The organism is Qipengyuania sp. RANM35 (assembly GCF_041021145.2).
Taxonomy (GTDB): Bacteria; Pseudomonadota; Alphaproteobacteria; order Sphingomonadales; family Sphingomonadaceae; genus Qipengyuania; species Qipengyuania soli.
Window position 1 is genome coordinate 2,509,410 of record NZ_CM196433.1, and the last position, 22,912, is coordinate 2,532,321.

A 22,912-nucleotide genomic window follows, 5' to 3' on the forward strand; every position below is an offset into this window, starting at 1 on the left:
CGTGGAGGAATTCGCCGCCCTGGTCGATGCGCTGGTCTACACGCGCAGCCGCAACGAGAAGCTCCGGCTGATCGCGGAATATCTGCAGGCAACCCCCGATCCCGATCGCGGTTGGGCTCTCGCGGCGCTCAGCGATGGCCTCGATTTCCCCGCTGTGAAAAGTTCGACCATCCGTGCCATGCTCATGGAGCGCATCGACCCGGTGCTCTGGACATTGAGCCGCGATTTCGTCGGCGACACGGCCGAGACAGCCAGCCTTCTCTGGCCCGCTCCCGATGCCGCACCAAGACCGCCCACGGTTAGCGAGGCGGTAAACATGCTTGACGCCATGAATCGCAAGTCCGTGCAGGTCGAGCTTCCCAAGCTGCTCGACAGGCTCGATCCCTCCGGGCGCTATGCGCTGCTCAAGCTCGCGACCGGCGGCATGCGGATCGGCGTCTCGAGCCGACTTGCCAAGACCGCTTTCGCGCAGGCCTTCGATGTCTCGGTCGAGGAGGTCGAGGAATACTGGCACGGGCTTACCCCTCCCTATGCCGAGCTGTTTGCCTGGGCCGCGCATGGCGAGGCGCCGCCCGATACCGAAAACCTGCCGACCTTCCGCCCCTTCATGCTCGCCCATCCGCTGGAGGAAACGGTCGTCGACCTCGCCGATTACGCCGCCGAGTGGAAATGGGACGGGATCCGCGTCCAGCTCGTCCGCGCAGGTGACGAGACCCGGATCTATTCGCGCAGCGGAGACGACATTTCGGCGACTTTCCCAGAATTGCTCGATGTCCTCCCCTTTGCCGCAGTCCTCGACGGAGAACTGCTCGTGCGCGGCGCGCATCAGGGGGGCGAGGAAGGCGGTGCGGCGAGTTTCAACGCACTCCAGCAACGGCTCGGGCGCAAGACCGTTAGCAAGAAGATGCTCGCCGATTACCCGGCCTTTGTCCGCCTCTACGATGCGCTCATCATCGAGGGCGAGGATCTGCGCGAGAAGCCTTGGATGGAGCGCCGTGCGCGGCTCGAGACGCTGATGGAGCGCCTGCCCGAAAGCCACTTCGACCTGAGCGAAGTCGTCGAGGCCCGCGACTTCAAGCACCTTGGCGCCATACGCGAGACCGCACGTGACGATGCGATCGAAGGGCTGATGCTCAAGCGCAAGGACAGCCCCTACATCGCCGGGCGCCGGGTCGGGTACTGGTACAAGTGGAAGCGCGACCCGCTGCTGGTCGATTGCGTGCTGATGTATGCCCAGCGCGGCAGCGGCAAGCGGTCGAGTTTCTACTCCGACTACACCTTCGGTTGCTGGGATGGCGACCCCGACCTGGGCGCGGAACTGCTGCCCGTCGGCAAGGCCTATTCCGGTTTCACCGACGAGGAACTCAAGAAGCTCGATCGCCATGTGCGCCAGAACACCGTCAACCGCTTCGGACCGGTCCGCGAGACCGACAAGAGCCTAGTGTTCGAGGTCGCGTTCGACAGCGTCCACGAATCCAGGCGCCACAAGTCGGGGCTTGCCATGCGCTTCCCGCGCATTCACCGCATTCGCTGGGACAAACCGCCGCACGAAGCTGACCGGATCGAGGCACTGAGGGCGCTGATCAGGGATTGATTTCGTGCCAATGCACGGCAAGCTGCGGCCCGTGCATCGCTACGACCCCGCCCGCCAGAAGCTGGCCCTCGGCCTCGCCTTCCTCGCAGGAGCAGTCGATGCCACTGGCTTCCTCGCGACCGGCGGCTATTTCGCGTCCTTCATGTCGGGCAACACGACGCGACTGGGCGTGGACCTCGCCACGACTGCGAGTGCGATCCTGCTTCCGTTGGCGATCATCGGCAGTTTCGTTTCGGGGGTAGTCATGGGCGCGATTGTTGCTGGACGCTGGCCGGCGTATCGAAAGCGCGCACTTCTGCTGGGCGTGTCAGCACTGCTTGGCGTGGGGGCCCTTGCCCATTTTCTCGGCTCAACCTTCGGGTTCCTCCTGCCGGCAGCTTGCGCAATGGGCCTCGCCAACAATGTCTTTTCCAAGGATGGCGAGGTCACCGTGGGCGTCACCTACATGACCGGCGCCCTCGTGCGCTTCGGGCAGGGAATTGCCGCCCAACTAACCGGTCGGTCGGCGCAGGGCATGCGGGGTTACGGCCTGCTTTGGCTTGCCCTTGCTCTCGGCGCTTGCGGAGGCGGATGGGTCTATGCCCACAATGCAGTCATTGCGCCGCCGCTCCTTTGCGCTCTCGCCGTGCTGCTTTTCAGTTCGTCCTGGCTGATCGAACGCACCGGACCCATTGATATGGAAACGGCGCAACCCTAGCTGGCAGGGACCTGAGGGGAGAGAACCATGTCTTACGCCACTGCCGCGCTCGCCACATACGCCAACATGCTCGGAACGCTTGACCACCTGGTCGGCAAGGCGAGCGAGCACGAGAAGGGTGCCGCCCTTCTGGAAGCCCGCCTGGCGGAGGACATGTACCCCCTCCACACGCAGATCCGGTTCACTGTCGGTCAGGTGATTGTCGCGCTGGACCGCCTGGGCGAGCTGGGCCTGGAGTCCGACGACAGCGACATCGTTGATTTCGCCGACGCGCATGCAAGGATCGCCAAGGCGCAGGAACTTGTCGCCAACACCGACGCCTCCGGCTGGCCCGCTTCCGATGCCACTGTCGAGTTCGACCTGCCCAATGGCATGGTCTTCTCCATGCAGACGCACGAGTACATCCGTGACTGGGCGATGCCCCAGTTCTACTTCCACCTGATGACCGCCTACGCAATCCTGCGGAAGGAAGGCCTCGCGATCGGAAAGGCCGACTACGTGCCCTTCATGATGAAGTACCTGAAGACACCCGCAAACGCCTAAAGCGCAATTCCCAGCAGTTTCTCGCGCGAAGTTGCGCCGCGCAACAACTCGACCCTGGAGGGTGCAAGGTCGAGTGCCTGGGCGACGAGGCGAACGACCGCCTTGTTCGCGGCACCGTCCTGTGGTTTGGCGCGGACTTTGACAGAAACCTTGCCGTCTTCGACCGTGATCGCCTCGCCCCGTGCGCCGGGAGTGGCGCGGATGGCCAAACGGCCCTCGGCATCGATCAGGGCGCGAAGGGCGGCGGGGTCGGGAAGCTCAGCTCTTGAGCGCTTCATCGACTGCCGCGGCGTGGTGCTTCGCGTTCTCGGCATAATGCGCGACGCCCATGCGCATTCCCATGATCGCGGCATCGTTCAGTTCGCGCATCAGGCGCGCCGGGCGCCCGCCCCACAATTCGCGCGGGCCCATGACCTTGCCCTCCGTCAGCATGGCACCTGCCGCCAGCATCGCGTCAGAGCCGATCACCGCCTTGTTCATAGCGATCGCGCCGAGCCCGACGAAGCCGCGATCCTCGATCCTGCAGCCATGGATCATCGCCATATGGCCGACCAGAACATCGTCCCCGATGATGCAGGGCGAGCCATCGGGATCTCCCGGACGCTCGGGATCGCAGTGGACCACGGTGCCGTCCTGAATATTCGAGCGCTCGCCGATGACGATACGGCTGACATCGGCGCGCAGCACGCAATTGTACCAGATCGAGCTGCCAGCGCCGATCGTGACATTGCCAATGATGGTACAGCCCGGCGCGATGAACGCGGTCTCGTGGATTTGCGGCGCATGGCCGTGGATCGGGATGATGTTCACCCCGGGGCGGTGCACGCTCATCGGGCGCTCTCCCACTGTTCCTTGGTAATCGAGTAGAGGATCGTCGTTCGATCCTCAGGCGGATAGGCGGGATCGTCGAAATCGAGATCCTTGCGCCGGACCATGCCGAGCTTTTCCATCAGCTTCCAGCTGGCGACGTTAAGATCGCTGGTGAGCGCCACGACATGCGGGGCATCGACACGCCCGAAGGCCCAGTCGAGCACCGCGCGCATGGCCTCTTCGGCATACCCACGCCGCCAGCGGTCCTCGCGCACCAACCAGCCGACCTCGTGGTCCCCGAGATTGCTCGCCAGCGGATTGTCGACCCGTTTGATCCCGCAATGACCGACCATTTCGCCGGTCGCCTTCTCGATCATGAACAGGAAGCTGAAGCCTTCCTGCGCATAGAGTGCACGCGACTTGGCGTGCTTGGCTTCGATTTCGTGCAGTTCCTTCACGCCGCCCAGCCGCTCCATCACGGCAGGCGTGTTGAGCAGGCGGTCTTGTTCCACCGCGTCGCCCTCGTCGATGGTGCGCAGGATCAGGCGCTCGGTTTCAGCGATGATATCAGCCACGCCAGTCCTCCCGCGCGATCGAGTAGACGATGATGGTGGGGTCCTGGTCATCGAAATCGGCACTATCGAAATCTAGATCTTCGCGCCGACGCATGCCGAGGCGCTTCATCAGTCCCCAGCTCGGGACGTTCTTGTTCACGGTAAAGGCAACGACCTCGTCGGCCCCGAACCGGTCGAAAGCAAGATCGAGCGAGGCGCTTGCAGCCTCCTTCGCATAGCCCTTGCCCCACGCATCTTCACGCAGGCGCCATCCCACTTCCATCAGGCCCATCGGTCCGCCTGCCTGGTTGGAGCGCTTGAGGCCGCAAAAACCGAGGATCGCACCATCTTCCTTGCGTTCTATGCACCAGAAGGTGTGGCCGTGATCGCGCTCGTAGGAAAGCAGGCGCCCCTGTGCGGCAAGGCGCTTGTCCTCGTCGCAAACGCCGCCGAGCCAGCGCATGACTTCGGGCGTGTTGGTCGCGCCCCAGAAAAGTTCCCAATCCTCGTCGCGCCAGTCGCGCAGGACCAGCCGCTCGGTCTCGTGCCGGAGGTTGCCCATCGCCGTCAGCCGTTCAGCAGGCGCGCAGCAACAGGCGCATGGTAGGTCAACACGCCGGAACAGCCTGCGCGCTTGAAGCCGAGAAGCTTTTCCATCAGCAACGCATCGCGATCGGCGACGCCTGCCGCAGCGCCCGCTTCGATCAGCGCATACTCGCCGCTGACCTGGTAGGCGAAGACCGGTACGCCAAAGCGCTCCTTGGCACGCCAGATGATGTCGAGATAAGCGAGACCCGGCTTGACCATGACGCTGTCTGCGCCCTCGGCGATGTCCATGGCGATTTCGCGCATGGCCTCGTCACCATTGGCAGGGTCCATCTGGTAGCTCTTCTTGTCACCCTTGAGCAGTCCGCCAGACCCCACGGCGTCACGGAACGGGCCATAGAAGGCCGAGGCGTACTTTGCCGAATAGGCCATGATCTGGACGTTGGGATGGTCGTTCATCTCCAGCGCCATGCGGATGGCGCGGACGCGGCCATCCATCATGTCAGATGGTGCGATGATATCGGCGCCTGCATTGGCCTGGTTGACCGCCTGGTCGACCAGCACCGCAACCGTATCGTCGTTGACGACGTAGCCATCAGCGTCGAGCAGCCCGTCCTGACCGTGGCTGGTATAGGGGTCGAGCGCGACATCGGTCAGGATGCCGACATCGCTGCCACAGGCGTCACGGACCGCCTTGATTGCCCGGCACATGAGGTTGTCGGGATTGAGCGCCTCCGCCCCGTCATCGCTGCGACGGTCCGGTTGGGTGTTCGGAAACAAGGCGACGCACGGAATGCCCAGATCGAGCGCCTCCTTCGCACGCATTGCGATGCCATCCACGGACCAGCGCGAAACTCCCGGCAGGCTTGCGATCGGCTCTTCGACGCCCGCGCCATCGGTCACGAACAGCGGCCAGATCAGGTCTGCCGGGGTGAGCAGCGTCTCGCGATGCATGGCACGGCTCCAGGCCGTGGCACGGGTGCGGCGCAGGCGGGTCGCAGGATAGGATGTAGTTGTCATGCGCACCGTCTGCCGGAAGGCGCGACGCTGCGCAATCGCAGCAGATGTGTCAGCGCAGTTTCTTGGGCGTCTCGATGCGGTCGATCTCGCGTAGCGGTTCTTCTGCCACGACCTCGTTGGGTGTTGGCTGAAGATCGCCGAGTGCAGCTCCCGGTTCGACCTTCTTGAGGGTTGAAAGGGTTTCGCGGAAGCGCTGCAGCTCCGCGCCGCTCAGCTGCGCGCGGGTGACATACTTGACCGAAGCCGGATCGACCGCGCGGCCATTGCGATACATCTCGTAGTGGAGATGCGCACCGGTGGAGAGGCCGGTGGAGCCCACGTAGCCGATAACCTGCCCCCGGCGCACTGACTGGCCGCGATCCACTGCCATGCGACTCATATGGCAATACCGCGTGTCGATCCCGCCTTCGTGGCGCAGCTTGACTGCATTGCCGCAGCCGCCAGCGCGACCAGCCGACAGAACGCGACCGTCGGTGACGGCGACGATGGGTGTGCCGTAGCTGGCCTTGTAGTCGAGGCCCGAGTGCATGCGGGTATAGCCGAGGATCGGGTGGCGCCGCATGCCGAAGCGCGAAGACGTGCGGCCCGGCACGGGGGCCATGAGTCCGCCACGCTGCTCGCCCACGCCGGAAGCCTCGTAGAACTGGCCATCCTTGCCCCAGCGCATCAGCTGCACGCGCGACTTGTCGCCGCGATCGATGCCTGCATAGAGCAGCTGGCCCGCCTGGCGCTCGCCAGTCGCTGCCCGACGATGGGCGATGATGAAATCGAAGGTGTCGCCCGCGCGGATATCGCGATCGAGATTGATCTGCTGGCTCAGCGTCTTGAGATAACTCTGCACCGCACTCGCCGGAGCGCCTGCGGCGCGGGCGGAGCGATAGAGGCTGTCACCCACGGTTCCGCGAATGCGCAACGGGGTTTCATCGACGCGGATGGGCTTCTTGATCAGCGAGAGATCGCCGCCTTCGTCGAGGCGTGCCACCGAAAGTTCGAGATCGAACCGGGCGCGGAAGGCGAGTTTCTCGAGCGGGCGCGGCTCGCCCGGCGAGGGGCGGCGGCCAAGGACGATGTCGACCTGCGTGCCGGGCTGGATTTCCGCCAGAGCGATGGCGCGGCTGACCATGTCGGTGACCGATTGGGTGTCCGAAGAGCCCATCCCGGCGCGACGGAGCATGGTTTCGAACCCGTCGCCGCGGGCCAGTGTGGCAACCAGCTCGATGCTCGGCCGCTCGGGTGCCTCGGCCAGCGGTGCGACAAGCGAAGTAGCGCCCATGTGGCGCCCGCTGTCACCACCGAGGGCAAGCGGCATGATCATCTGGCTGCGGTATTCATCGCGCACGGCATCGTTGAGGTCGACTGCCGGTGCGGCCTCCAGCGGTTCGAAACTCGGCCAGAAGCTCAGCGCGAAGGCGGAAAGGCCGACCAGCGTGCCAAGGCCCCGGAACCACCGCTTGCTGCCGATTTCCGCGCCGAGATCGGGAGCCATATCCAGCGTGCCGATACGCGACGACAGATTGTCGCGCAGTTCGGCCCATGAAAACCTGGGAATACTGGGAGCGGCAACGATCTGGTCGTGCGCGAGCGCAACGGCCGGCCCGTTCAAGCCGCCGAGCGATGCCTGGGCATCTTTCTCGCTATCGTCCCCGTGGGACCTATACACGCCTGACCCTCCGTCCAAGGTCCAACCGGCGTGAACGGTAGGACCTGACCCTTGCGGATCTGTTGCCCGCATTTCCTGACGAAACAAAGTAAAGGTGCGATTAACATGCGCCCACCCGAGTCCGTATTGCGGTGAATCGAGGATGATCTGCGCCCGGTGGTTGCGATGCCCAACCACCGCTGCCACTTAGGCTTGGTGCAGGACAGCGCGATCAAGGCGGTTCTCGGACCCACCAATACCGGCAAGACGCATCTGGCGATCGAACGCATGTGCGGCCATTCGAGCGGTTGCATGGGCTTCCCGCTGCGATTGCTGGCGCGTGAAGTCTACGACCGCGTCCGCGCAATCAAGGGCGACGCGCAGGTTGCCCTCATCACCGGCGAAGAACGGATCGAACCGAAGGATGCGCGCTACCTGTGTTGCACGGTCGAGGCGATGCCGCGGGACGGTGCGAACGCGGCCTTCGTCGCCCTGGACGAAGCGCAACTCGCCGCCGACCGCGAGCGTGGACACATCTTCACCGACCGCCTTCTGAATACGCGGGGTCGCGAGGAAACCATGCTCCTGGGCTCGGCTACCGTAGCGCCGCTGGTTCGCGAACTGGTGCCCGAAGCCGAGATTTCCGATCGCCCTCGCTTTTCGACCCTCACCCACATCGGACCGCGCAAGCTCTCGCGCCTGCCTCCGCGGAGCGCGATCGTCGCCTTCAGCGCAGAGCAGGTTTATGCGGTGGCGGAGATGTTGCGGCGCTTCCGCGGCGGAGCGGCCGTGGTCATGGGCGCGCTGAGCCCCGAGACCCGGAACAAGCAGGTCGCGCTCTTCCAGTCGGGCGAGGTCGATTACATCGTCGCCACCGATGCCATCGGCATGGGTCTCAACCTCGATGTGAACCACGTCGCCTTTGCCGGTCTCACGAAGTTCGACGGCGTGCGCCAGCGCCGCCTGCTGCCCGCAGAAATGGCGCAGATTGCCGGTCGTGCCGGCCGTCACCAGCGCGACGGAACCTTCGGCACCCTTGCCGGACAACGCGGCCCTGCCCCCGAATTCACCGAAGAAGAGATCTACGCGATCGAGGAACACCGGTTCGCGCCCCTGACCCATCTCTTCTGGCGCGAGCCCGAACCGCGCTGCGACAATCTTGCGACTCTCATCGCCGATCTCGAGGCGCCGCCGCTGGATCCGGTCCTGCGCCTGGCGCCCGAAGCGATCGATCTTGCGACGGTGAAGAGGCTTGCCGAAGAACCGGTCTCGGCAAACGTGCGCACTCCGGGGATGGTCAGGCGGTTCTGGGAAGCCTGCTCGCTGCCCGACTTCCGCCAGCGCGGCCCGGATGTCCACGCCCGCTTCGTCGCGCGTCTTTGGCAGGATCTTTCGGAAGGCTATCTCGGTGCGGATTACGTCGCTGCGCGCATCTCCGAACTCGACAACATGGCGGGCGACATCGATACGCTGCAGGGGCGGATCGCCGCGATTCGCAGCTGGGCCTACATCTGCCAGCGGCCCGACTGGGTCCTGGCGCGTGACGAAATGGCGTCGCGTGCGCGGGCGGTAGAGGCAAAACTGTCGGATGCGCTCCATGCGCGGCTGACCGAAAGATTCGTGAACCGGAGGACGGCAATCCTGATGAAGTCGCTGGGTGAAGACGCCGGCATGTTGCCCATCGAACTGGGTGAGGACGGCAGCGTGACCGTAGATGGCGAGCATCTTGGCAAGGTCGAGGGGTTCCGCTTCGTCGTCGACCCGGGTGCACGCCACGAGGATCGCCGGATGCTGCTGGCCGCGGCGGAAAAGTCGCTCCCGCGCATACTGGGCGAGCAGGCCAAGGCGCTTGCGGCGTCCGACATGGCTGATGTCGAGATCGCACGCGGCGCCTTACGCTGGAGAGGCGAGGAACTGGCCCGCCTGGAATTCCGAGACGGCACAGTGACGCCGATCCTGCAACCCACCCGAGAGATTTCGGCACTTCCCGAAGCTGCACGAACCACCCTGCTGGCAGCGCTACAGGCCCTTGTTGCCGCGCGCCTTGCCCCCCTCGAAGCGCTGGAGAAGCTGCACGCTGCGGCGCGCGACCCGGAGGCCGGATCCCAGGCACGCGCGCTGTTGCTCAACCTCATAGCCGGACACGGCTTCGTCTCTCGCGAACGCGCGGGCATCGAACATCTGCCCAAGGAAATGCGCCCCTTCCTGCGCAAGATCGGCGTGACATTCGGTGCTCTCGACATATTCGCGCCCGCCTTGCTCAAGCCTGCTCCGCGCCAGCTGCTCGCCTCGCTCGGGATTGATCGCCGCCCCCTGCAGGACGGCATGTTGCCGGTCATTGCCGGCGGGAAGCGTCTGCCAAGTGGTTACCGTCCGGCCGGCGATCAGGCGATCCGCGTGGACTTGGCGGAAAAAATCCTGCGCGCGGCGCACGAGGTCCGCGCCAAGGCCCAGGCCAAGGATCGCCGCCGCAAGTTCGTTCTCGACCTCTCGCTTCCAATCTCGATCGGGCTCGAGGAGAAAAACGCCGTCCGCCTGCTCGGCAGCGCGGGGTTCCGCGTACAGCATGCCCGAAAGCTCCCCGAAGGCGCTTTCGGCCCGGCCCGGCCCGACCTTTGGGAATGGCGCCCCGCGCGCCGCAAGCAGGAACGCCAGGCTCCCGCCGCACCTCGCGAGGGAAGCGCCTTTGCCGCCCTTGCCGATCTCATGCGGTAAGGGGACCGGATGCGGATCGACCGCCTGCTGTGTCACCTGCGCTTCGTGCGAACGCGCAGCGCGGCGCAAAAGCTGGTCGAGCAGGGTTATATCCGGCGGAACGGAGAGCGTGTCGTGCGCGGCTCGCACGAAGTACGCGTGGGCGATGTACTGACGATTCCGCTGGGCAATCTGGTGCGCCTTGTCGAGATTCTCGAGCTTCCCGAACGTCGCGGACCGCCGCGTGAAGCACAGGCATGCTATCGGGAGCTTGACCCCAAAGGATAATCGGCCCTAGCAGCGGTTTTCAGGGAAACACTTCAAGGGACCAGACTACCCATGACCTATGTCGTCACCGACGCCTGCATCAAGTGCAAGTACACCGACTGCGTCGAGGTCTGCCCGGTCGACTGTTTCTACGAGGGCGAGAACATGCTCGTCATCAACCCCAGCGAGTGCATCGACTGCGGCGTGTGCGAGCCCGAGTGCCCGGCAGAAGCGATTCTCCCGGATACCGAGGACGGCCTCGAGAAGTGGCTCGAGCTCAACACGAAGTTCTCCGCCGAGTGGCCGAACATCACGCAGAGCAAGGAACCGCCGGCCGACGCCGACGAGCACAAGGGCGAAGAAGACAAGTACGACAAGTACTTCTCGGCCGAACCCGGCGAAGGCGACTGATCCCGCGCCCCGTTCGGCGCGATTCCATCCCCCGCAAGCCAGCATTCAATTGCGATTCGCAATTTTGTTGCGAGTGTGCTATATAATGCAACAACTGCACCGGTTTGCTCCCGGTCAGGTGTTAAGACTGAAAGGGCAGGCCACCCCGTAACGCCATCCAAGGAGTTCACCCGCGCACCCTGATACGGGGCGCGGCCCGACCCCTTCGTGACGCTGCGGCCCCCAACAGGACCTGCCCTGACGAAAGGATGGAATGCATGGCTAGCCAGGCGAATGCCTTCGATGTCGGCGATTATGTTGTTTATCCCAAGCACGGTGTCGGCCGTGTAATCGAGCTCCAGAGCGAGGAAATCGCCGGTATGCAGCTCGAACTCTATGTCCTGCGTTTCGAGAAGGAGCGCATGACGCTCCGCGTCCCGACCAACAAGGTCGAATCGATCGGCATGCGCAAGCTGTCGAGCGACAAGACTCTCAAGGAGGCGATGGAAACCCTCAAGGGCAAGCCCAAGGTCAAGCGTACCATGTGGTCGCGCCGCGCCCAAGAATACGAAGCCAAGATCAATTCGGGCGAGATCGTCCTGATTGCCGAGGTGACCCGCGACCTGTTCCGCCCCGACGACCAGCCGGAGCAGAGCTATTCGGAGCGCCAGATCTTCGAAGCGGCCTCGAGCCGACTCGCCCGCGAACTCGCGGCGATGGAGAAGACCGACGAGCCGACTGCACTCGAAAAGATCCTCGAGGTCCTGCGCGAACACGCGCCCCAGTATTACGACAACACCGAAGACGCCTGATCGACAGGCGACATTCGGAACTCGACGAGGGGCCGCTCCGCAAGGGGCGGCCCCTTTCGCTTGCCTTGCCCTCGCTTCCTCACCGTATTATATCGGCAATACGGACAGTCGGAAACGAAGGGAAGAATTCCGCTATGATCCACAAGATACTCAAGGGCCTCGCGCCGCTGGCCGCTCTCGCAGGAGCGGCGATGGTTTCCGGCTGCGACGGCGTGAACATCCAGATCGGCGATAGCGATGCGGTCCCGCTGGCCGAACTCGACATGAGCGGTCCCGCGCCCAAGGAACTCGTGGTCGCCGGTCCGGACAGGGTTGTCGTGCGCGACGGCGACAAGCTCGACCTCGATGTGTCCGGCGATGCCAATGCGGTCGACGCGCTGCGCTTTTCGATCGATGACGGTACGCTCGCCATTACGCGCGAGAAGAACAGCTGGAAGGACAAGGGCTCGGCCACCGTCACTGTGACCCTGCCCGAGCTCAACGGCCTGGTGGTCGCGGGATCCGGCGACATCGACGTCGAGAAGATGACCAACAAGGCAGAGGTCACCATTGCCGGTTCGGGCCGCGCCAAGGTTGCCGATCTCACTGCCGAAAAATTCGAGATGACCATCGCCGGATCGGGCGACTTCGAGGCGGCAGGCGCAGTCGACAATCTCGACATGACCATCGCCGGATCTGGCCGCGCCAGAATGGCCGGGCTGAAGGTCGAAAAGGCCGATATATCTGTTGCCGGATCGGGCGAGGCGGAATTCTCGTCCGATGGCAAGGTCGATGCCTCGATCGTGGGTTCGGGTCGCGTGACCGTCCTTGGTCGCGCGAACTGCACCGTAAGCGCGGTCGGCTCGGGCAAGCTCAATTGCAAGCCCGCCAAGAGCAGTGAAGAAGCTGCGCCTGCACCGGAAGCGCCCGGGGCGCCCAAGGCACCAAAGGCTCCCAAGCCCCCCAAGGGCTAAGTTCATCGAAGGCTAAACATTCAATGGCTAGGCGGGCGGCGAAAGGTATTCGCATGCGTCGCCTAGCCCTCCTGATTCTACCTCTTGCCAGCCTCGCCCTTCAGGGGTGCCTTGCCAAGACCGCTCTCGACGTCGCGACGGCGCCAGTGAGGATCGCGAGCAAGGGCGTGGACCTTGCGACCACCAGCCAGTCCGAAGCCGACGAGAAACGGGGCCGCGAGATTCGGCGGCGCGAGGAGGAACTCGCGAAACTGGAGCGCAAGTACAACAAGGCGATGGACAAATGCCGCGACGGCAGTCGCTCCGCCTGCGACGATGCGCGCAACATCTACGCGCAGATGCAGCAGATCATTCCTACGATTCCGGTCGAACCTGAAGACTAATCCGCGGGCGTCGCGGCGCGACGCAGTCGGTCGTTGATTGCGATTCCGATACCCGTTTCCGGGATCGGCGCCACCGCGATGCGCGCCTTTTCCGATCGCGCTCCTTCGTGAAGGCAGGCATAGAGGCGTGACGCAGCCTCGTTGAGATCGCCGCCTTCCGACAATGAGCAATCCCCGCCAATCGCGCCGAACCCGATCATAAAGTCGTCTGGCGCAACTTCCGTCGCGTTCAGGCGAACGGGCTTGCCCGGAGCATAATGGCTCGCCAGCTGGCCGGGGGCCTCGATCCCATGCCCAAGGCTCGGTCCGCCAAGGTCGAGCGGTCCCGGCCGCAGAACATCGATCGCGCCATCCGCGCGCACCGCAACAATGGTCGATTCCACTCCCGCAGCACAGGCACCGGCCTGGATCACCGCATTGATACGCCCGTCCAGCGACGCCCGGACATGATCTGGGTTGGTCGGACTGATGAAACCGCTCCGATTCGCCGACGGAGCAGCGATCGGAAGATCCAGTTCCGAAAGCAGCGCCTGCATGACCGGATGATCGGGCATGCGAAGTGCAACAGTATCGAGCCCTGCACTCACGGCAGCTGCGATTTGCGCCTCTGGCAGCCGGGGAAGCACAAGTGTCAGGGGCCCTGGCCAGTAGCGGTCCATCAAGGCACGGGCGGTTTGGTCGATGACTGCCAGTCGTGCTGCCTGTTCGACCGAGTGAACATGTACGATCAACGGATTGAAGCTCGGTCGCCCTTTCGCTTCGTATATCCGCGCCACCGCCTCGTCGCTGTCGGCACGGGCGGCAAGGCCGTAGACCGTCTCGGTCGGCACGGCGACAAGCCCGCCGTCACGCAGGATTTGCGCCGCACGGGCGATTCCCTCCGCGTCCGCCAGTATCGTTTCCGTAGCGTATTTGCCGACCATGCCCGCGCGCTATATCTGCAGGGCGACAAAGCCAAGAGGAATGCCGACGTGCCCTACACCGCCGCCACCCAGGACCAGCTGCTCGCCATCCGCGTGAATGCCGGAATCGAGGAGCTTGCGCAGAGCGAGAAGTTTGCCGCCGCAGAGCCTGACATGGTCGAGGCAATCGTCGAAGGCATCGGCCAATTCGCCGCCGGGGAATGGGCGCCGCTCAACCGGCAGGGTGATCTCGAAGGCGCCAAGCTCGAAAACGGCGTTGTCCGCCTGCCGGAAGGATTTGCGCAAGGCTACCATGCCTATGTCGAGCAGGGCTGGAACGCGATTTCGGGGCCGACCGAGTTCGGGGGCCAGGGCCTGCCCTTCACGCTCTCATGCAACGTGCTTGAAAACCTCGGCACGGCAAACATGGCCTTCAACCTGCTGCCGATGCTCAGCGTCGGCGCAATCGAGGCGCTGGAGCACCACGGATCCAAAGAGCTTCAGGACAAATACCTGCCGAGGCTCGTCAGCGGCGAATGGTCGGGAACGATGAACCTGACCGAGCCGCAAGCCGGCTCCGATGTCGGCGCGCTCCGTTCGACCGCAGTGCCGATCGAGGACGGCGAACATGCAGGCAAATACAGGATCAAGGGCCAGAAGATCTATATCACCTGGGGCGAGCACGAGCTTTCGGGGAACATCATCCACCTCGTCCTCGCACGATTGCCCGATGCACCCGAGGGGAGCCGCGGGATTTCGCTGTTCATCGTGCCCAAGTATCACGTGAAGGCCGACGGTTCGCTAGGACCCAAGAACGACCTGCGCTGCGTCAGCATCGAGCACAAGCTCGGCATCAACGCTTCGCCTACCTGCGTCATGAGCTACGGCGACAATGGCGATTGCATCGGCGAACTGGTCGGCGCGCCCAACCGCGGCCTGGCGGCGATGTTCACGATGATGAACAATGCCCGCATCAACGTCGGCAACCAGGGCGTGCAGATCGGCGAGCGCGCGACGCAGCAGGCGCTGGAATACGCGCGCGACCGCGTGCAGTCGGCCCGAGCCGGTTCGCCCGATCGCGCTCCGGTGGCGATCATCGAGCACCCCGACGTGCGCCGCATGCTGCTGCGCATGAAGGCGCTCACCGAAGGCGCGCGCGCCCTGCTCTACTACACTGCAGGGCAGGTCGACCGCGGTACGCTGGGCAATGCGGAAGCGGCCGCTCGAGGCGAGGTTCTGACACCGCTGATCAAGGCATGGGGCACGGATGCCGGCATCGAGGTCGCAAGCCTCGGCGTGCAGATCCATGGCGGCATGGGCTTCATCGAGGAAACCGGTGCCGCCCAGCACTGGCGCGATTCGCGCATTGCCCCGATCTATGAGGGCACCAACGGTATCCAGGCGGCCGATCTCGTAACGCGCAAACTGGGCATGGACGATGGCCAGGCTATGATGGCGCTGATTGCAGACATCGCCTCGGGGGCCGCGAAGGAACCGGCACTGCACGCCCTTGCCAGCGAATGCGCAACCATCGCCGAGTGGATGCGCAGTGAGGCGAGCCTCGACGACCGGCTTGCCGGCTCGGTGCCCTTCTGCACCATGCTGGCGGTAGCAACGGCCGGTTGGCAATTGGTTCTGCAACTTCGCGCGATCGAAGCCGGAACGGCGCCCGCGCTCGCCATCGCCAAAAAGGCCAGCGTGCGCTTCTTCCTCGACCGCATCGTGCCCGAGGCGATCGGCCTCAGGGCAGGCGCGATGGCTGGTGGTGCAGGCCTCTACGAGATCAGCACCGAACAGCTCCTCGGCTGAGAAGTCGCGCCGCGCGACTTACTCGGCCGTGACAGTGCGCGCGTAATCGTCCTTGCCGAAGGTCGCTTCCTGCCCGCGCAGCTCGCGCCGGGCAGGCAGGCGGTTTCCACTCACTCGCGTGATCCCCTTCTGGGCCTCGGCGCCCGGCGCCACGACGCGCCAGATGATGCCCGCCGTATCGTCGCTGACCAGCAGGGCACCGTCTCCGGCCCATTCAACCCAGGTCGGGCGTCCGCGCGTCGTGCCGTCACCGGTCAGGAAGCCGGTCAGCACCGGTACCGGCTTTCCTGTTGGATTGCCGCGCTCGTCGAAGGCGACATAGACGACATCGTAACCAGAGGGAGGCTTGCGGTTCCACGAGCCATGGCGGGCGATGAAAGCGCCACTGGCGAACTTGTCGCCCATTTTCGCGCCTTCCCGACTGAACACGAAGCCCAATGCCGCAACGTGCGGACCAAGGGCGTATTCGGGCTTTCGAACATAGTTGATGAATGCGGGGATCGGATATTTGACCCGACGATCGAAATTGTCGCCCCAGTAAACCCACGGCCAGCCGTAGTGTGCCCCGACAGGGACATTGGTCAGGTAGTCGGGCACCAGGTCGCTGCCCAGCATGTCGCGCTCATTGACCGTGGTCCACAACTCGCCCGACCAGGGACTGAAGTCGAGGCCGTTGGCATTGCGGAGTCCTGCGCCGAAGATGCGCTGCCTGCCCGTTGCCGTGTCGATTTCCCAGATTAGGGCGCGCCCCTCCTCGGCTTCCATGCCCTTGTCGGCAATGTTCGTGTCCGAGCCGACTGCTGCGTAGAGTTTCGAGCCATCTTCGTTGATGGCGAGGTTGCGCATCCAGTGACCGCCGCCGCTCGCGAGGTCGATGACCTTGCGCGCAGGCCCAGAGACTTTCGCGTCACCGAGCTTGTAAGGATAGGCCATCACGGCGTCATTATTGGCCACGTAGAGCGTGTCGTTGGCCCATGCGAGACCCGAAGGCGAATTAAGGCCTTCGAGGAGCACCTCCCTCACCTCTGCGCTCCCATTGCCGTCCGCATCTCGAAGCAGGACGACCTTGTTGGGCGACTTTCCGGTGGCGCCTGCGCGACTCATCAGCAGGTCGGCGATCCAAGCTTGCAAACCTCCGCCCTTGCTCTCGGGAGCACGGGTGAGGGACACGAGAATGTCGCCATTAGGAAGCGCCTGCAGGGTGCGCGGATGCTCGAGGCCATCGGCGAAGCGCGTAACGGCCAAGCCCTCGGCGGCTGCGGGCACTTCATCGGCCTTCCAGCCGACCGGCTCGGCGATGGCCACGGTCGGAAACGTCTCGGCCGCGGGCTCCTCGAGCTTGGGGTCTGCGCCGACGACCTCGTCCCACGGGACAGTCGCGGTATCGCCTCGCGAAATGAACCAGAACGCCACCGCCAGGACCAGCAGCAGGACGAGAAGGGCGATGCCCAGCTTCTTGAGAATGCTCATGCCATGCGGGATAGGCGAGCACGCTTTTCACGGCAATGACGATTGCCACTTGCCCGTGCGGCCCCGCGCACTAGATCACCGCCATGTTCGATTTTCGCCCTGCAGACGACTGCCCCAAGCCCGAAGCCTATCGCCAGCTCGTCGACGCGGCGGACGCTCTGACGTCGGGAGAGCGCGACGCCGTGGCCAACATGGCCAACATCGCCGCGCTGCTGTGGGACTTCCTGCCTGACCTCAACTGGGCGGGCTTCTACCGGGTAGTCGAGGGCGAACTGGTTCTCGGGCCCTTCATCGGGCGTCCGGCATGCATCCGCATCGCGATCGGTTCCGGAGTGTGCGGCGCGGCAGCCGCGACGGGAGAGACCCTGCTGGTCGAGGACGTCCACGCATTCCCCGGGCACATCGCCTGCGACGCCGTGACCAATTCCGAACTGGTCGTCCCGGTCGTGTTCGGAGGAGAGGTCATTGCGGTGATCGACCTCGACAGCCCTGCCGCGGCCCGTTTCGATCTCGAGGACCAAGCCGGGATCGAACGCCTCGCTTCCGTCATTGCTAACCGCATCTAGTCTCGTTTTCCCGAATTGGCACGGTCAGGGCGCCGCTTTTGGCGCAACTTCCCACGCGTGTTAGGAATACGGAAACCATGATCAGCCCGCTCCCCGCCCGGAGTCGCGGCAGGGAGAACTGAAATGTCTGCGCTGCGCACCCTTGCCCTGTGTTCCGCCCCGATCGCTCTCGCTGGAGGCGCTGCCTCCGCGCAGGAGGCCATCTCGTATGAGACCGGAGAGTACGCCTACGCCCAGGAAGGTCAGCCCAGCGCCGACCCGGCACCTGTGGTCTTCCGCGAGCGGGAAGTGATCCAGTCGATTCCCTCCGTCGATCCAGACGACGAGTTGCAAGTCATCGCGGTCGATTCCACTCCCGAACCTATCTTGGTTGATCCTGTTGCCCATACGGCACCGAGGATACTCTACGCCTATCCGGCGGTTTACGCGCAGCCACCTGCGCCGGGGAGCGCGTCTCGCGTGATCTACCGCGAAGGAGATCCGCGAGCTTCTCGGACATATTCGTACGTATACGAGGGTTCGGCTCCCATGGTGCCCCCGGGCGGACGGATCGTCCATTTCGACAGTGAAGCCTGGCTTGCCGAATGTCGCCGCCGCATCGCCCCGGTCACCTATTACGAAGAGGACGGCAATGGCGAAGTGGCGGGCGCACTGATCGGCGCTGCTGCAGGGGGCCTTATCGGGAATCGGGTCGCCGGACACGGACATCGTACGACCGGTACCCTCATTGGCGCAGGCATAGGGGCCCTTGCGGGTGCTGCAATCGGCGACTCGGTCGACGATCGCACGGTCGCCGGTGAGGGCGAGGATCGATCGGGACAGTGCGAAGCCTATCTTGACGGTTACATGGAAAGTGCCCGCACCGGGGGCCTCCACGGCCGCACCTCCGCCTCCGGTGAATACATGCTTGTCCCGGTCACCGTCATGGTACCGCAGCGCGCAATCTACGCTGACGGCAAGCCGTTCGAGCGATAGGCAGAAGTTGCGCCACGCAACTTTTGGCCGATCAACATCTTGATATTTATATCAAATATCGCCGCCAGTCAGGCGCTGACAGATGAGGTCAAGCTGGTCGAGGGTGCGGTAGCGAATGGTGACCGTGCCCGTGTTGGGCGAATCCTCGGTCTTGATGCGGACCTGCATCCCGAGGAACTCCTCGAGGTGGCCCTGCACAGCCGAGATATCGGCATCGTTCTCGCCTGATCGCGAGGGAGTCGGTTTGCGGGGTGCCGCGGACTCTCTGCCGACCGCCCGCGCCAGCTTTTCGATCTCCCGCACCGACAGCTTCTGTTCGACGGCGCGACGGGCGAGCGATGAGGCTTCCTCGTTCCCGATCAGCGCGCGCGCGTGCCCCATGGACAACGCGCCATCTGCGAGCAGAGCAAGCACATCGTCCGGCAGGGCGAGAAGGCGCTGGAAATTCGCCACATGGCTGCGCGACTTGTCGACCAGCTTGGCGATCTCCGCCTGGGTCATGCCTTCATCATCGGCAAGCTTTTGATAAGCCCGCGCTTCTTCGAGCGGATTGAGGTCTTCGCGCTGGAGGTTCTCGACCAGCGCCAGGGCCATGACCTCGCGCTGGTCGAGGTCACGGACGACAGCCGGGATCTCGTGCAGGCGCGCCCGCTGAGCCGCTCGCCAGCGACGCTCGCCCGCGACCAATTGGTAACGACCACCACCCATGGGGCGGACAATAATAGGCTGGATGACGCCCCGCGCCGCGATCGAGGAGGCCAGTTCGTCCAGGGCTTCCTCGCGGAAATGCGTGCGCGGCTGACCCGGGAGCGGCGAAATGTCGGCCACCGGGATGGACGCAAGGCCACTGGTGACAATCTTCGGACCACTCGCTCTAGATAGCGACTGGCCGACCTCGGTTGCGTCCTGGCGAACCAGCGGCTCCTCGCGACGTGTCTCGCCAAGGAGCGCACCCAGGCCCTTGCCGAGCTTCTTCTTGCGATCGATCATTCGTGCGGGGCTCGTTGCATCGCTCATGCGGCCTTCCTCTTTTCTGACAACCTGCCGATCAATTCGCGCGCGAGTCCGATGTAGGCACGGCTACCGGGGCAATTGTGATCATAGACGAGCGCCGGCATCCCATGGCTCGGTGCTTCGGAAAGACGCACGTTGCGCGGAATGACGTTCTCGAACACGAGGTTGCCCAGGCAATCGCGCACATCGTCGGCCACCTGGTCGGTGAGGCGGTTGCGCCGGTCGAACATCGTCAGGACTACGCCGACGATACCCAGATTTGCGTTGAATCCCTGCTGGATACGCTCGACGGTCTGGAGGAGCTGGCTCAGGCCCTCGAGGGCGAAGAATTCGCACTGCAGCGGCACCAGCAGCGTATCGGCAGCGCATAGGGCATTGAGTGTCAGCAGCCCGAGTGAAGGCGGGCAGTCGATGAAACATACATCGTAGCCGGCGAAACCATCCTTGCCTTGTTGCGCAAGAGCCGAGGTGAGACGCGAGGTGCGGTCATCAACCGAAACAAGCTCGACCTCGGCACCGGAAAGGTCCTGCGTGGCCGTAACGATATCCAATCCGGGAATATCAGTGGGTTGGACACATTCGGCGAGCGTCGCCTGGTCGAGGAGCAAGTCGTAGCTGGTGTTCACCCGTGCAGCAGCTTCGATACCCAGTCCCGTCGACGCATTACCCTGAGGATCGAGGTCGATCAGGAGTGTTTTCCACCCCGTCGCCGCCATTGCTGTCGCAATATTGATGGCCGTGGTGGTCTTGCCCACCCCACCCTTCTGATTCGCGATCGCAACGGTGATCATGACTTTTCGCTCCATTTGCCCGTTCCGACCACAATTCCGGCCTCGTCGTCGGTGAGCGATTGTTCCACGTGAAACATCTTGCGCCCGAATTTTGATAGCGCAGCCACTTCTTGGGCCGCGGACCGCCCTTTCGGCAACACCCAGCGGGTGCGACTTGTGGAGAAGCGTGCGGATAATGCGAGCAATCGATCCAGGGGAGCAAACGCGCGGGCTGAGATGACGCCCGCCTCGAATGTCTCGACCTGTTCGAGCCGCGCTCCCTCGATTCGACAGTTGTCCAACTGCATCTTGGACTTCATGCGCTCCAGCCAATCGATCCGGCGCTTGCGGGATTCTACAAGAATTACAGGTATTTCCGGCCTCAGTGCCGCGATTACCAGCCCCGGGAAACCGGCGCCACTTCCCAAGTCCATCCACGGCCCCGTTGAGCGCTCGGCATGGCCGATGAGTTGGGCGGAATCGGCAATGTGACGCTGCCAGACACACTCGAGCGAATTTTTCGCAACGAGGTTTTGCAGCACGTTCTCCTGCCGAAGTTCGTCCTCGAGCATCTGCAAAGCTTCGAGCGATTCTTTTCCGCCGATCTCCGCCACGTAGGCACGAGCGGATTCCTCGTCTCGGATCCTCACGACGCCGTGACCTGTCCGCGGCGGACGTGTATCAAAACGGCGGCCAATGCGGCGGGAGTAATACCCTGCACTCGGGAGGCAGCGGCGATCGTCTCGGGGCGAGCTCTCGACAGCTTCTCGACCATTTCGTTAGAAAGGCCCGGAACCGATGAATAGGAAAAGTCGGAAGGAAGCCGCAGACGTTCGCTGGCACGGAGTTCCGCCAACTCTGACTCCTGCCTCGCGAGGTAGGGTGCGTAGAAGGCGTCCTCAGCCAATTCGACCGTAAGCGCATCAAGCGGATCGAGCCCCGCAAGAACGCTCGCGATTTGTCCCACGTCGACATGGCCCCCGGAAAGCCATTCCCTCGCCGGCCGCTCACCCGCGTCGCGTTTCACGTGAAATCCTGCGTCGATAAGCTCGCGGGCGTGTATCGGTGCACTAAGAAGCGCTTCGAGCTCATCGCGGCGCGCCGCCCTCTCGGTGAACCAGGCCTTCCTCTCCGCACCCACCAATCCGGCATCGATCGCCGCCTGGGTAAGGCGGGTGTCGGCATTGCTGGCCCGCAATCGCAGGCGATACTCCGCGCGTGAAGTCAGCATACGATAAGGCTCGGTGATCCCCTGTAGGGTCAAATCGTCCAGCATGACTGCAATATAGGAATTGGCGCGATCAAGAGCCGGCGCCTCCTTGCCGATCACCGACGCCGCTGCCTGCATCCCAGCGACGAGTCCCTGCGCCGCCGCCTCTTCATAACCCGTGGTGCCATTGATCTGTCCGGCACAGTACAGGCCCGGGACCGCATGAAGCTCGAGTGTCGCTTTCAGCGCTCGAGGATCGATGTGATCGTATTCCACCGCATATCCCGGCACGACCATCTCGACCTTCTCAAGACCCCTCATCGCCCGAAGCATGCCGAGTTGTACGTCGACCGGCAACGAAGTGGAAATCCCGTTGGGATACACCAGATGTGTGTCGAGTCCCTCGGGCTCGAGAAAAACCTGGTGGCCGTCGCGATCCCCGAACCGGTGGATCTTGTCTTCGATCGAGGGGCAATAACGCGGCCCCGCCGCCCCGATCGCGCCAGAGAAAAGGGGTGAACGGTCGAGATTGGCGCGAATGATGTCATGCGCCTGCTGGTTGGTGCGCGTGATCGCACAGAAGACTTGCGGGTTATCCCTCCGCTCGGTGAGGGAGGACATCGTCCAATTCCCATCGTCGGAAGGCTGCTCGTCGAGACTTGCCCAGTTGATGGTCCTCCCATCCAGGCGGGGAGGTGTGCCCGTTTTCAGGCGACCCATGGGCAGGTCTGCGCCGCGCAATTGCCCAGCAAGACGATGTGCGGCGTTTTCGCCGATGCGCCCGCCCTCGAAACGCTCTTCCCCGCGGAACAGTACGCCTCCAAGGAAGGTGCCCGTGCACAGGACGACCGCTCGCGAAGTGAGGCGAGTTCCGTCGGCAAGTTCCAGACCGTTAACTTGATCGCCCACGAAGACGAGTGCCGCAGCTTCCCCCTCGATGATCGAAAGGTTACGTTGTCCCGCCACCTGGGCCTGCACCGAAGCCTTGAACAGCTTGCGGTCCGCCTGCACCCTCGGGCCCCAAACCGCGCTGCCCTTCGACTGGTTGAGCATGCGGTAATGGACCGCTCCCGCATCGGCTGCACGAGCGATGATCCCGTCGAGCGCGTCGACCTCGCGAACGAGGTGTCCCTTGCCAAGCCCCCCGATCGCAGGGTTGCAGCTCATCGCGCCAATCGCCGCCGCGTCGAAAGTCACAAGCGCGGTACTCGCACCCATGCGGGCCGCCGCACAGGCAGCCTCGACCCCGGCGTGTCCACCGCCGACAATGATCACGTCGAATTCGCGCATGGCC

The 22,912-nt window shown here is 63.9% G+C and carries 24 protein-coding genes; 12 read left to right on the top strand and 12 right to left on the bottom strand.

The genetic code is table 11. From position 1 onward, the window contains the following. Nucleotide 1 precedes the first annotated feature (1 nt). Genes RAM60_RS12555 through RAM60_RS12565 form a run of 3 tightly spaced genes read left to right on the top strand, consistent with a single transcriptional unit; the run spans nt 2 to nt 2,834 of the window. Nucleotides 2-1,594, top strand: a complete 1,593-nt coding sequence (locus RAM60_RS12555; protein WP_369026487.1) for a cisplatin damage response ATP-dependent DNA ligase — start codon at nt 2-4, stop codon at nt 1,592-1,594. Between the two features lie 10 nt (nt 1,595-1,604). Further along, complete coding sequence (locus RAM60_RS12560) at nt 1,605-2,291, top strand: YoaK family protein (protein WP_369026486.1); 687 nt, start codon at nt 1,605-1,607, stop codon at nt 2,289-2,291. A gap of 27 nt (nt 2,292-2,318) precedes the next feature. Then, nucleotides 2,319-2,834, top strand: a complete 516-nt coding sequence (locus RAM60_RS12565) for a DUF1993 domain-containing protein (RefSeq protein WP_369026485.1) — start codon at nt 2,319-2,321, stop codon at nt 2,832-2,834. Here the strand turns inward: RAM60_RS12565 and RAM60_RS12570 are convergent. Genes RAM60_RS12570 through RAM60_RS12595 form a run of 6 tightly spaced genes read right to left on the bottom strand, consistent with a single transcriptional unit; the run spans nt 2,831 to nt 7,424 of the window. Beyond that, nucleotides 2,831-3,112: a DUF167 domain-containing protein gene (locus RAM60_RS12570; protein ID WP_369026484.1), complete on the bottom strand. Its 282-nt coding sequence runs from the start codon at nt 3,110-3,112 to the stop codon at nt 2,831-2,833. The genes RAM60_RS12565 and RAM60_RS12570 overlap by 4 nt on opposite strands. Then, nucleotides 3,093-3,665 (bottom strand): gamma carbonic anhydrase family protein, encoded by a 573-nt coding sequence (locus RAM60_RS12575; RefSeq protein WP_369026483.1) that lies wholly within the window; start codon nt 3,663-3,665, stop codon nt 3,093-3,095. Before RAM60_RS12575 ends, RAM60_RS12570 begins: the two co-directional genes overlap by 20 nt. Next, nucleotides 3,662-4,219: a GNAT family N-acetyltransferase gene (locus RAM60_RS12580; RefSeq protein WP_200981682.1), complete on the bottom strand. Its 558-nt coding sequence runs from the start codon at nt 4,217-4,219 to the stop codon at nt 3,662-3,664. Before RAM60_RS12580 ends, RAM60_RS12575 begins: the two co-directional genes overlap by 4 nt. After that, nucleotides 4,212-4,760, bottom strand: coding sequence for a GNAT family N-acetyltransferase (locus RAM60_RS12585; RefSeq protein ID WP_369026482.1), 549 nt, complete (start codon nt 4,758-4,760; stop codon nt 4,212-4,214). The genes RAM60_RS12580 and RAM60_RS12585 overlap by 8 nt, the downstream gene beginning before the upstream one ends. A gap of 5 nt (nt 4,761-4,765) precedes the next feature. Beyond that, nucleotides 4,766-5,764, bottom strand: coding sequence for a porphobilinogen synthase (gene hemB / locus RAM60_RS12590; RefSeq protein ID WP_369026481.1), 999 nt, complete (start codon nt 5,762-5,764; stop codon nt 4,766-4,768). A 49-nt stretch (nt 5,765-5,813) separates the two neighbouring features. After that, nucleotides 5,814-7,424, bottom strand: a complete 1,611-nt coding sequence (locus RAM60_RS12595; RefSeq protein ID WP_369026480.1) for a M23 family metallopeptidase — start codon at nt 7,422-7,424, stop codon at nt 5,814-5,816. Nucleotides 7,425-7,589: 165 nt separating this feature from the next. On the opposite strand from RAM60_RS12595, the gene RAM60_RS12600 reads away from it, so the two are divergent. The 6 genes from RAM60_RS12600 to RAM60_RS12625 all read left to right on the top strand — a co-directional run bounded on the left by RAM60_RS12600 (nt 7,590) and on the right by RAM60_RS12625 (nt 12,902). After that, a complete protein-coding gene (locus RAM60_RS12600) occupies nt 7,590-10,118 on the top strand; it encodes a helicase-related protein (protein ID WP_369026479.1) in 2,529 nt (842 codons plus the stop codon). Between the two features lie 9 nt (nt 10,119-10,127). Then, the gene (locus RAM60_RS12605; protein ID WP_200981687.1) at nt 10,128-10,385 is read left to right on the top strand and encodes an RNA-binding S4 domain-containing protein; all 258 of its coding nucleotides are present in this window, start codon (nt 10,128-10,130) and stop codon (nt 10,383-10,385) included. A gap of 51 nt (nt 10,386-10,436) precedes the next feature. Continuing rightward, nucleotides 10,437-10,775, top strand: coding sequence for a ferredoxin FdxA (gene fdxA, locus RAM60_RS12610; protein ID WP_200981688.1), 339 nt, complete (start codon nt 10,437-10,439; stop codon nt 10,773-10,775). Nucleotides 10,776-11,032: 257 nt separating this feature from the next. Beyond that, a complete protein-coding gene (locus RAM60_RS12615; protein WP_200981689.1) occupies nt 11,033-11,566 on the top strand; it encodes a CarD family transcriptional regulator in 534 nt (177 codons plus the stop codon). A 134-nt stretch (nt 11,567-11,700) separates the two neighbouring features. Continuing rightward, entirely contained in the window at nt 11,701-12,519 is an 819-nt protein-coding gene (locus RAM60_RS12620; protein ID WP_369026478.1) for a head GIN domain-containing protein, read from the top strand. Nucleotides 12,520-12,572: 53 nt separating this feature from the next. Continuing rightward, nucleotides 12,573-12,902, top strand: coding sequence for a hypothetical protein (locus RAM60_RS12625; RefSeq protein WP_369026477.1), 330 nt, complete (start codon nt 12,573-12,575; stop codon nt 12,900-12,902). On the opposite strand, the gene RAM60_RS12630 is transcribed toward RAM60_RS12625, so the two are convergent. After that, nucleotides 12,899-13,825, bottom strand: coding sequence for an L-threonylcarbamoyladenylate synthase (locus RAM60_RS12630; RefSeq protein ID WP_369026476.1), 927 nt, complete (start codon nt 13,823-13,825; stop codon nt 12,899-12,901). The genes RAM60_RS12625 and RAM60_RS12630 overlap by 4 nt on opposite strands. 48 nt (nt 13,826-13,873) lie before the next feature. Here RAM60_RS12630 and RAM60_RS12635 point away from each other — a divergent pair, with 48 nt between their 5' ends. Then, a complete protein-coding gene (locus RAM60_RS12635; RefSeq protein ID WP_369026475.1) occupies nt 13,874-15,613 on the top strand; it encodes an acyl-CoA dehydrogenase family protein in 1,740 nt (579 codons plus the stop codon). A gap of 18 nt (nt 15,614-15,631) precedes the next feature. Here the strand turns inward: RAM60_RS12635 and RAM60_RS12640 are convergent, their stop codons facing one another. Further along, the gene (locus tag RAM60_RS12640; RefSeq protein ID WP_369026474.1) at nt 15,632-17,083 is read right to left on the bottom strand and encodes a PQQ-dependent sugar dehydrogenase; all 1,452 of its coding nucleotides are present in this window, start codon (nt 17,081-17,083) and stop codon (nt 15,632-15,634) included. A gap of 83 nt (nt 17,084-17,166) precedes the next feature. Here RAM60_RS12640 and msrC point away from each other — a divergent pair, with 83 nt between their 5' ends. Then, on the top strand, nt 17,167-17,649 hold the full coding sequence (gene msrC / locus RAM60_RS12645) for a free L-methionine (R)-S-oxide reductase MsrC (protein WP_369026473.1): 483 nt from the start codon (nt 17,167-17,169) through the stop codon (nt 17,647-17,649). 123 nt (nt 17,650-17,772) lie between these two features. Next, on the top strand, nt 17,773-18,624 hold the full coding sequence (locus RAM60_RS12650; RefSeq protein ID WP_369026472.1) for a YMGG-like glycine zipper-containing protein: 852 nt from the start codon (nt 17,773-17,775) through the stop codon (nt 18,622-18,624). Nucleotides 18,625-18,675: 51 nt separating this feature from the next. Here RAM60_RS12650 and RAM60_RS12655 read toward each other — a convergent pair whose 3' ends face one another. The 4 genes from RAM60_RS12655 to mnmG are packed head-to-tail and all read right to left on the bottom strand — an operon-like array spanning nt 18,676 to nt 22,908. Further along, on the bottom strand, nt 18,676-19,641 hold the full coding sequence (locus RAM60_RS12655; protein WP_369026471.1) for a ParB/RepB/Spo0J family partition protein: 966 nt from the start codon (nt 19,639-19,641) through the stop codon (nt 18,676-18,678). Then, nucleotides 19,638-20,429, bottom strand: a complete 792-nt coding sequence (locus tag RAM60_RS12660; protein ID WP_200981697.1) for a ParA family protein — start codon at nt 20,427-20,429, stop codon at nt 19,638-19,640. Before RAM60_RS12660 ends, RAM60_RS12655 begins: the two co-directional genes overlap by 4 nt. Beyond that, nucleotides 20,426-21,022, bottom strand: a complete 597-nt coding sequence (gene rsmG, locus RAM60_RS12665; RefSeq protein ID WP_369026470.1) for a 16S rRNA (guanine(527)-N(7))-methyltransferase RsmG — start codon at nt 21,020-21,022, stop codon at nt 20,426-20,428. Before rsmG ends, RAM60_RS12660 begins: the two co-directional genes overlap by 4 nt. A 32-nt stretch (nt 21,023-21,054) precedes the next feature. Then, nucleotides 21,055-22,908 carry a tRNA uridine-5-carboxymethylaminomethyl(34) synthesis enzyme MnmG gene (gene mnmG, locus RAM60_RS12670; RefSeq protein WP_369026469.1) on the bottom strand — a complete coding sequence of 618 codons (1,854 nt, stop codon included), beginning with the start codon at nt 22,906-22,908 and terminating at the stop codon, nt 21,055-21,057. Between the last annotated feature and the right edge of the window lie 4 nt (nt 22,909-22,912).

Bases quoted from the DNA above. Each gene is read 5' to 3' on its own strand.
- RAM60_RS12560 (WP_369026486.1), top strand. From the start codon at position 1,605: ATGCACGGCAAGCTGCGGCCCGTGCATCGCTACGACCCCGCCCGCCAG.
- RAM60_RS12565 (WP_369026485.1), top strand. From the start codon at position 2,319: ATGTCTTACGCCACTGCCGCGCTCGCCACATACGCCAACATGCTCGGA.
- RAM60_RS12570 (WP_369026484.1), bottom strand. From the start codon at position 3,112: ATGAAGCGCTCAAGAGCTGAGCTTCCCGACCCCGCCGCCCTTCGCGCC.
- RAM60_RS12575 (WP_369026483.1), bottom strand. From the start codon at position 3,665: ATGAGCGTGCACCGCCCCGGGGTGAACATCATCCCGATCCACGGCCAT.
- RAM60_RS12585 (WP_369026482.1), bottom strand. From the start codon at position 4,760: ATGGGCAACCTCCGGCACGAGACCGAGCGGCTGGTCCTGCGCGACTGG.
- hemB (WP_369026481.1), bottom strand. From the start codon at position 5,764: ATGACAACTACATCCTATCCTGCGACCCGCCTGCGCCGCACCCGTGCC.
- RAM60_RS12600 (WP_369026479.1), top strand. From the start codon at position 7,590: ATGCCCAACCACCGCTGCCACTTAGGCTTGGTGCAGGACAGCGCGATC.
- RAM60_RS12605 (WP_200981687.1), top strand. From the start codon at position 10,128: ATGCGGATCGACCGCCTGCTGTGTCACCTGCGCTTCGTGCGAACGCGC.
- fdxA (WP_200981688.1), top strand. From the start codon at position 10,437: ATGACCTATGTCGTCACCGACGCCTGCATCAAGTGCAAGTACACCGAC.
- RAM60_RS12615 (WP_200981689.1), top strand. From the start codon at position 11,033: ATGGCTAGCCAGGCGAATGCCTTCGATGTCGGCGATTATGTTGTTTAT.
- RAM60_RS12620 (WP_369026478.1), top strand. From the start codon at position 11,701: ATGATCCACAAGATACTCAAGGGCCTCGCGCCGCTGGCCGCTCTCGCA.
- RAM60_RS12625 (WP_369026477.1), top strand. From the start codon at position 12,573: ATGCGTCGCCTAGCCCTCCTGATTCTACCTCTTGCCAGCCTCGCCCTT.
- RAM60_RS12630 (WP_369026476.1), bottom strand. From the start codon at position 13,825: ATGGTCGGCAAATACGCTACGGAAACGATACTGGCGGACGCGGAGGGA.
- RAM60_RS12640 (WP_369026474.1), bottom strand. From the start codon at position 17,083: ATGAGCATTCTCAAGAAGCTGGGCATCGCCCTTCTCGTCCTGCTGCTG.
- msrC (WP_369026473.1), top strand. From the start codon at position 17,167: ATGTTCGATTTTCGCCCTGCAGACGACTGCCCCAAGCCCGAAGCCTAT.
- RAM60_RS12650 (WP_369026472.1), top strand. From the start codon at position 17,773: ATGTCTGCGCTGCGCACCCTTGCCCTGTGTTCCGCCCCGATCGCTCTC.
- RAM60_RS12655 (WP_369026471.1), bottom strand. From the start codon at position 19,641: ATGAGCGATGCAACGAGCCCCGCACGAATGATCGATCGCAAGAAGAAG.
- RAM60_RS12660 (WP_200981697.1), bottom strand. From the start codon at position 20,429: ATGATCACCGTTGCGATCGCGAATCAGAAGGGTGGGGTGGGCAAGACC.
- mnmG (WP_369026469.1), bottom strand. From the start codon at position 22,908: ATGCGCGAATTCGACGTGATCATTGTCGGCGGTGGACACGCCGGGGTC.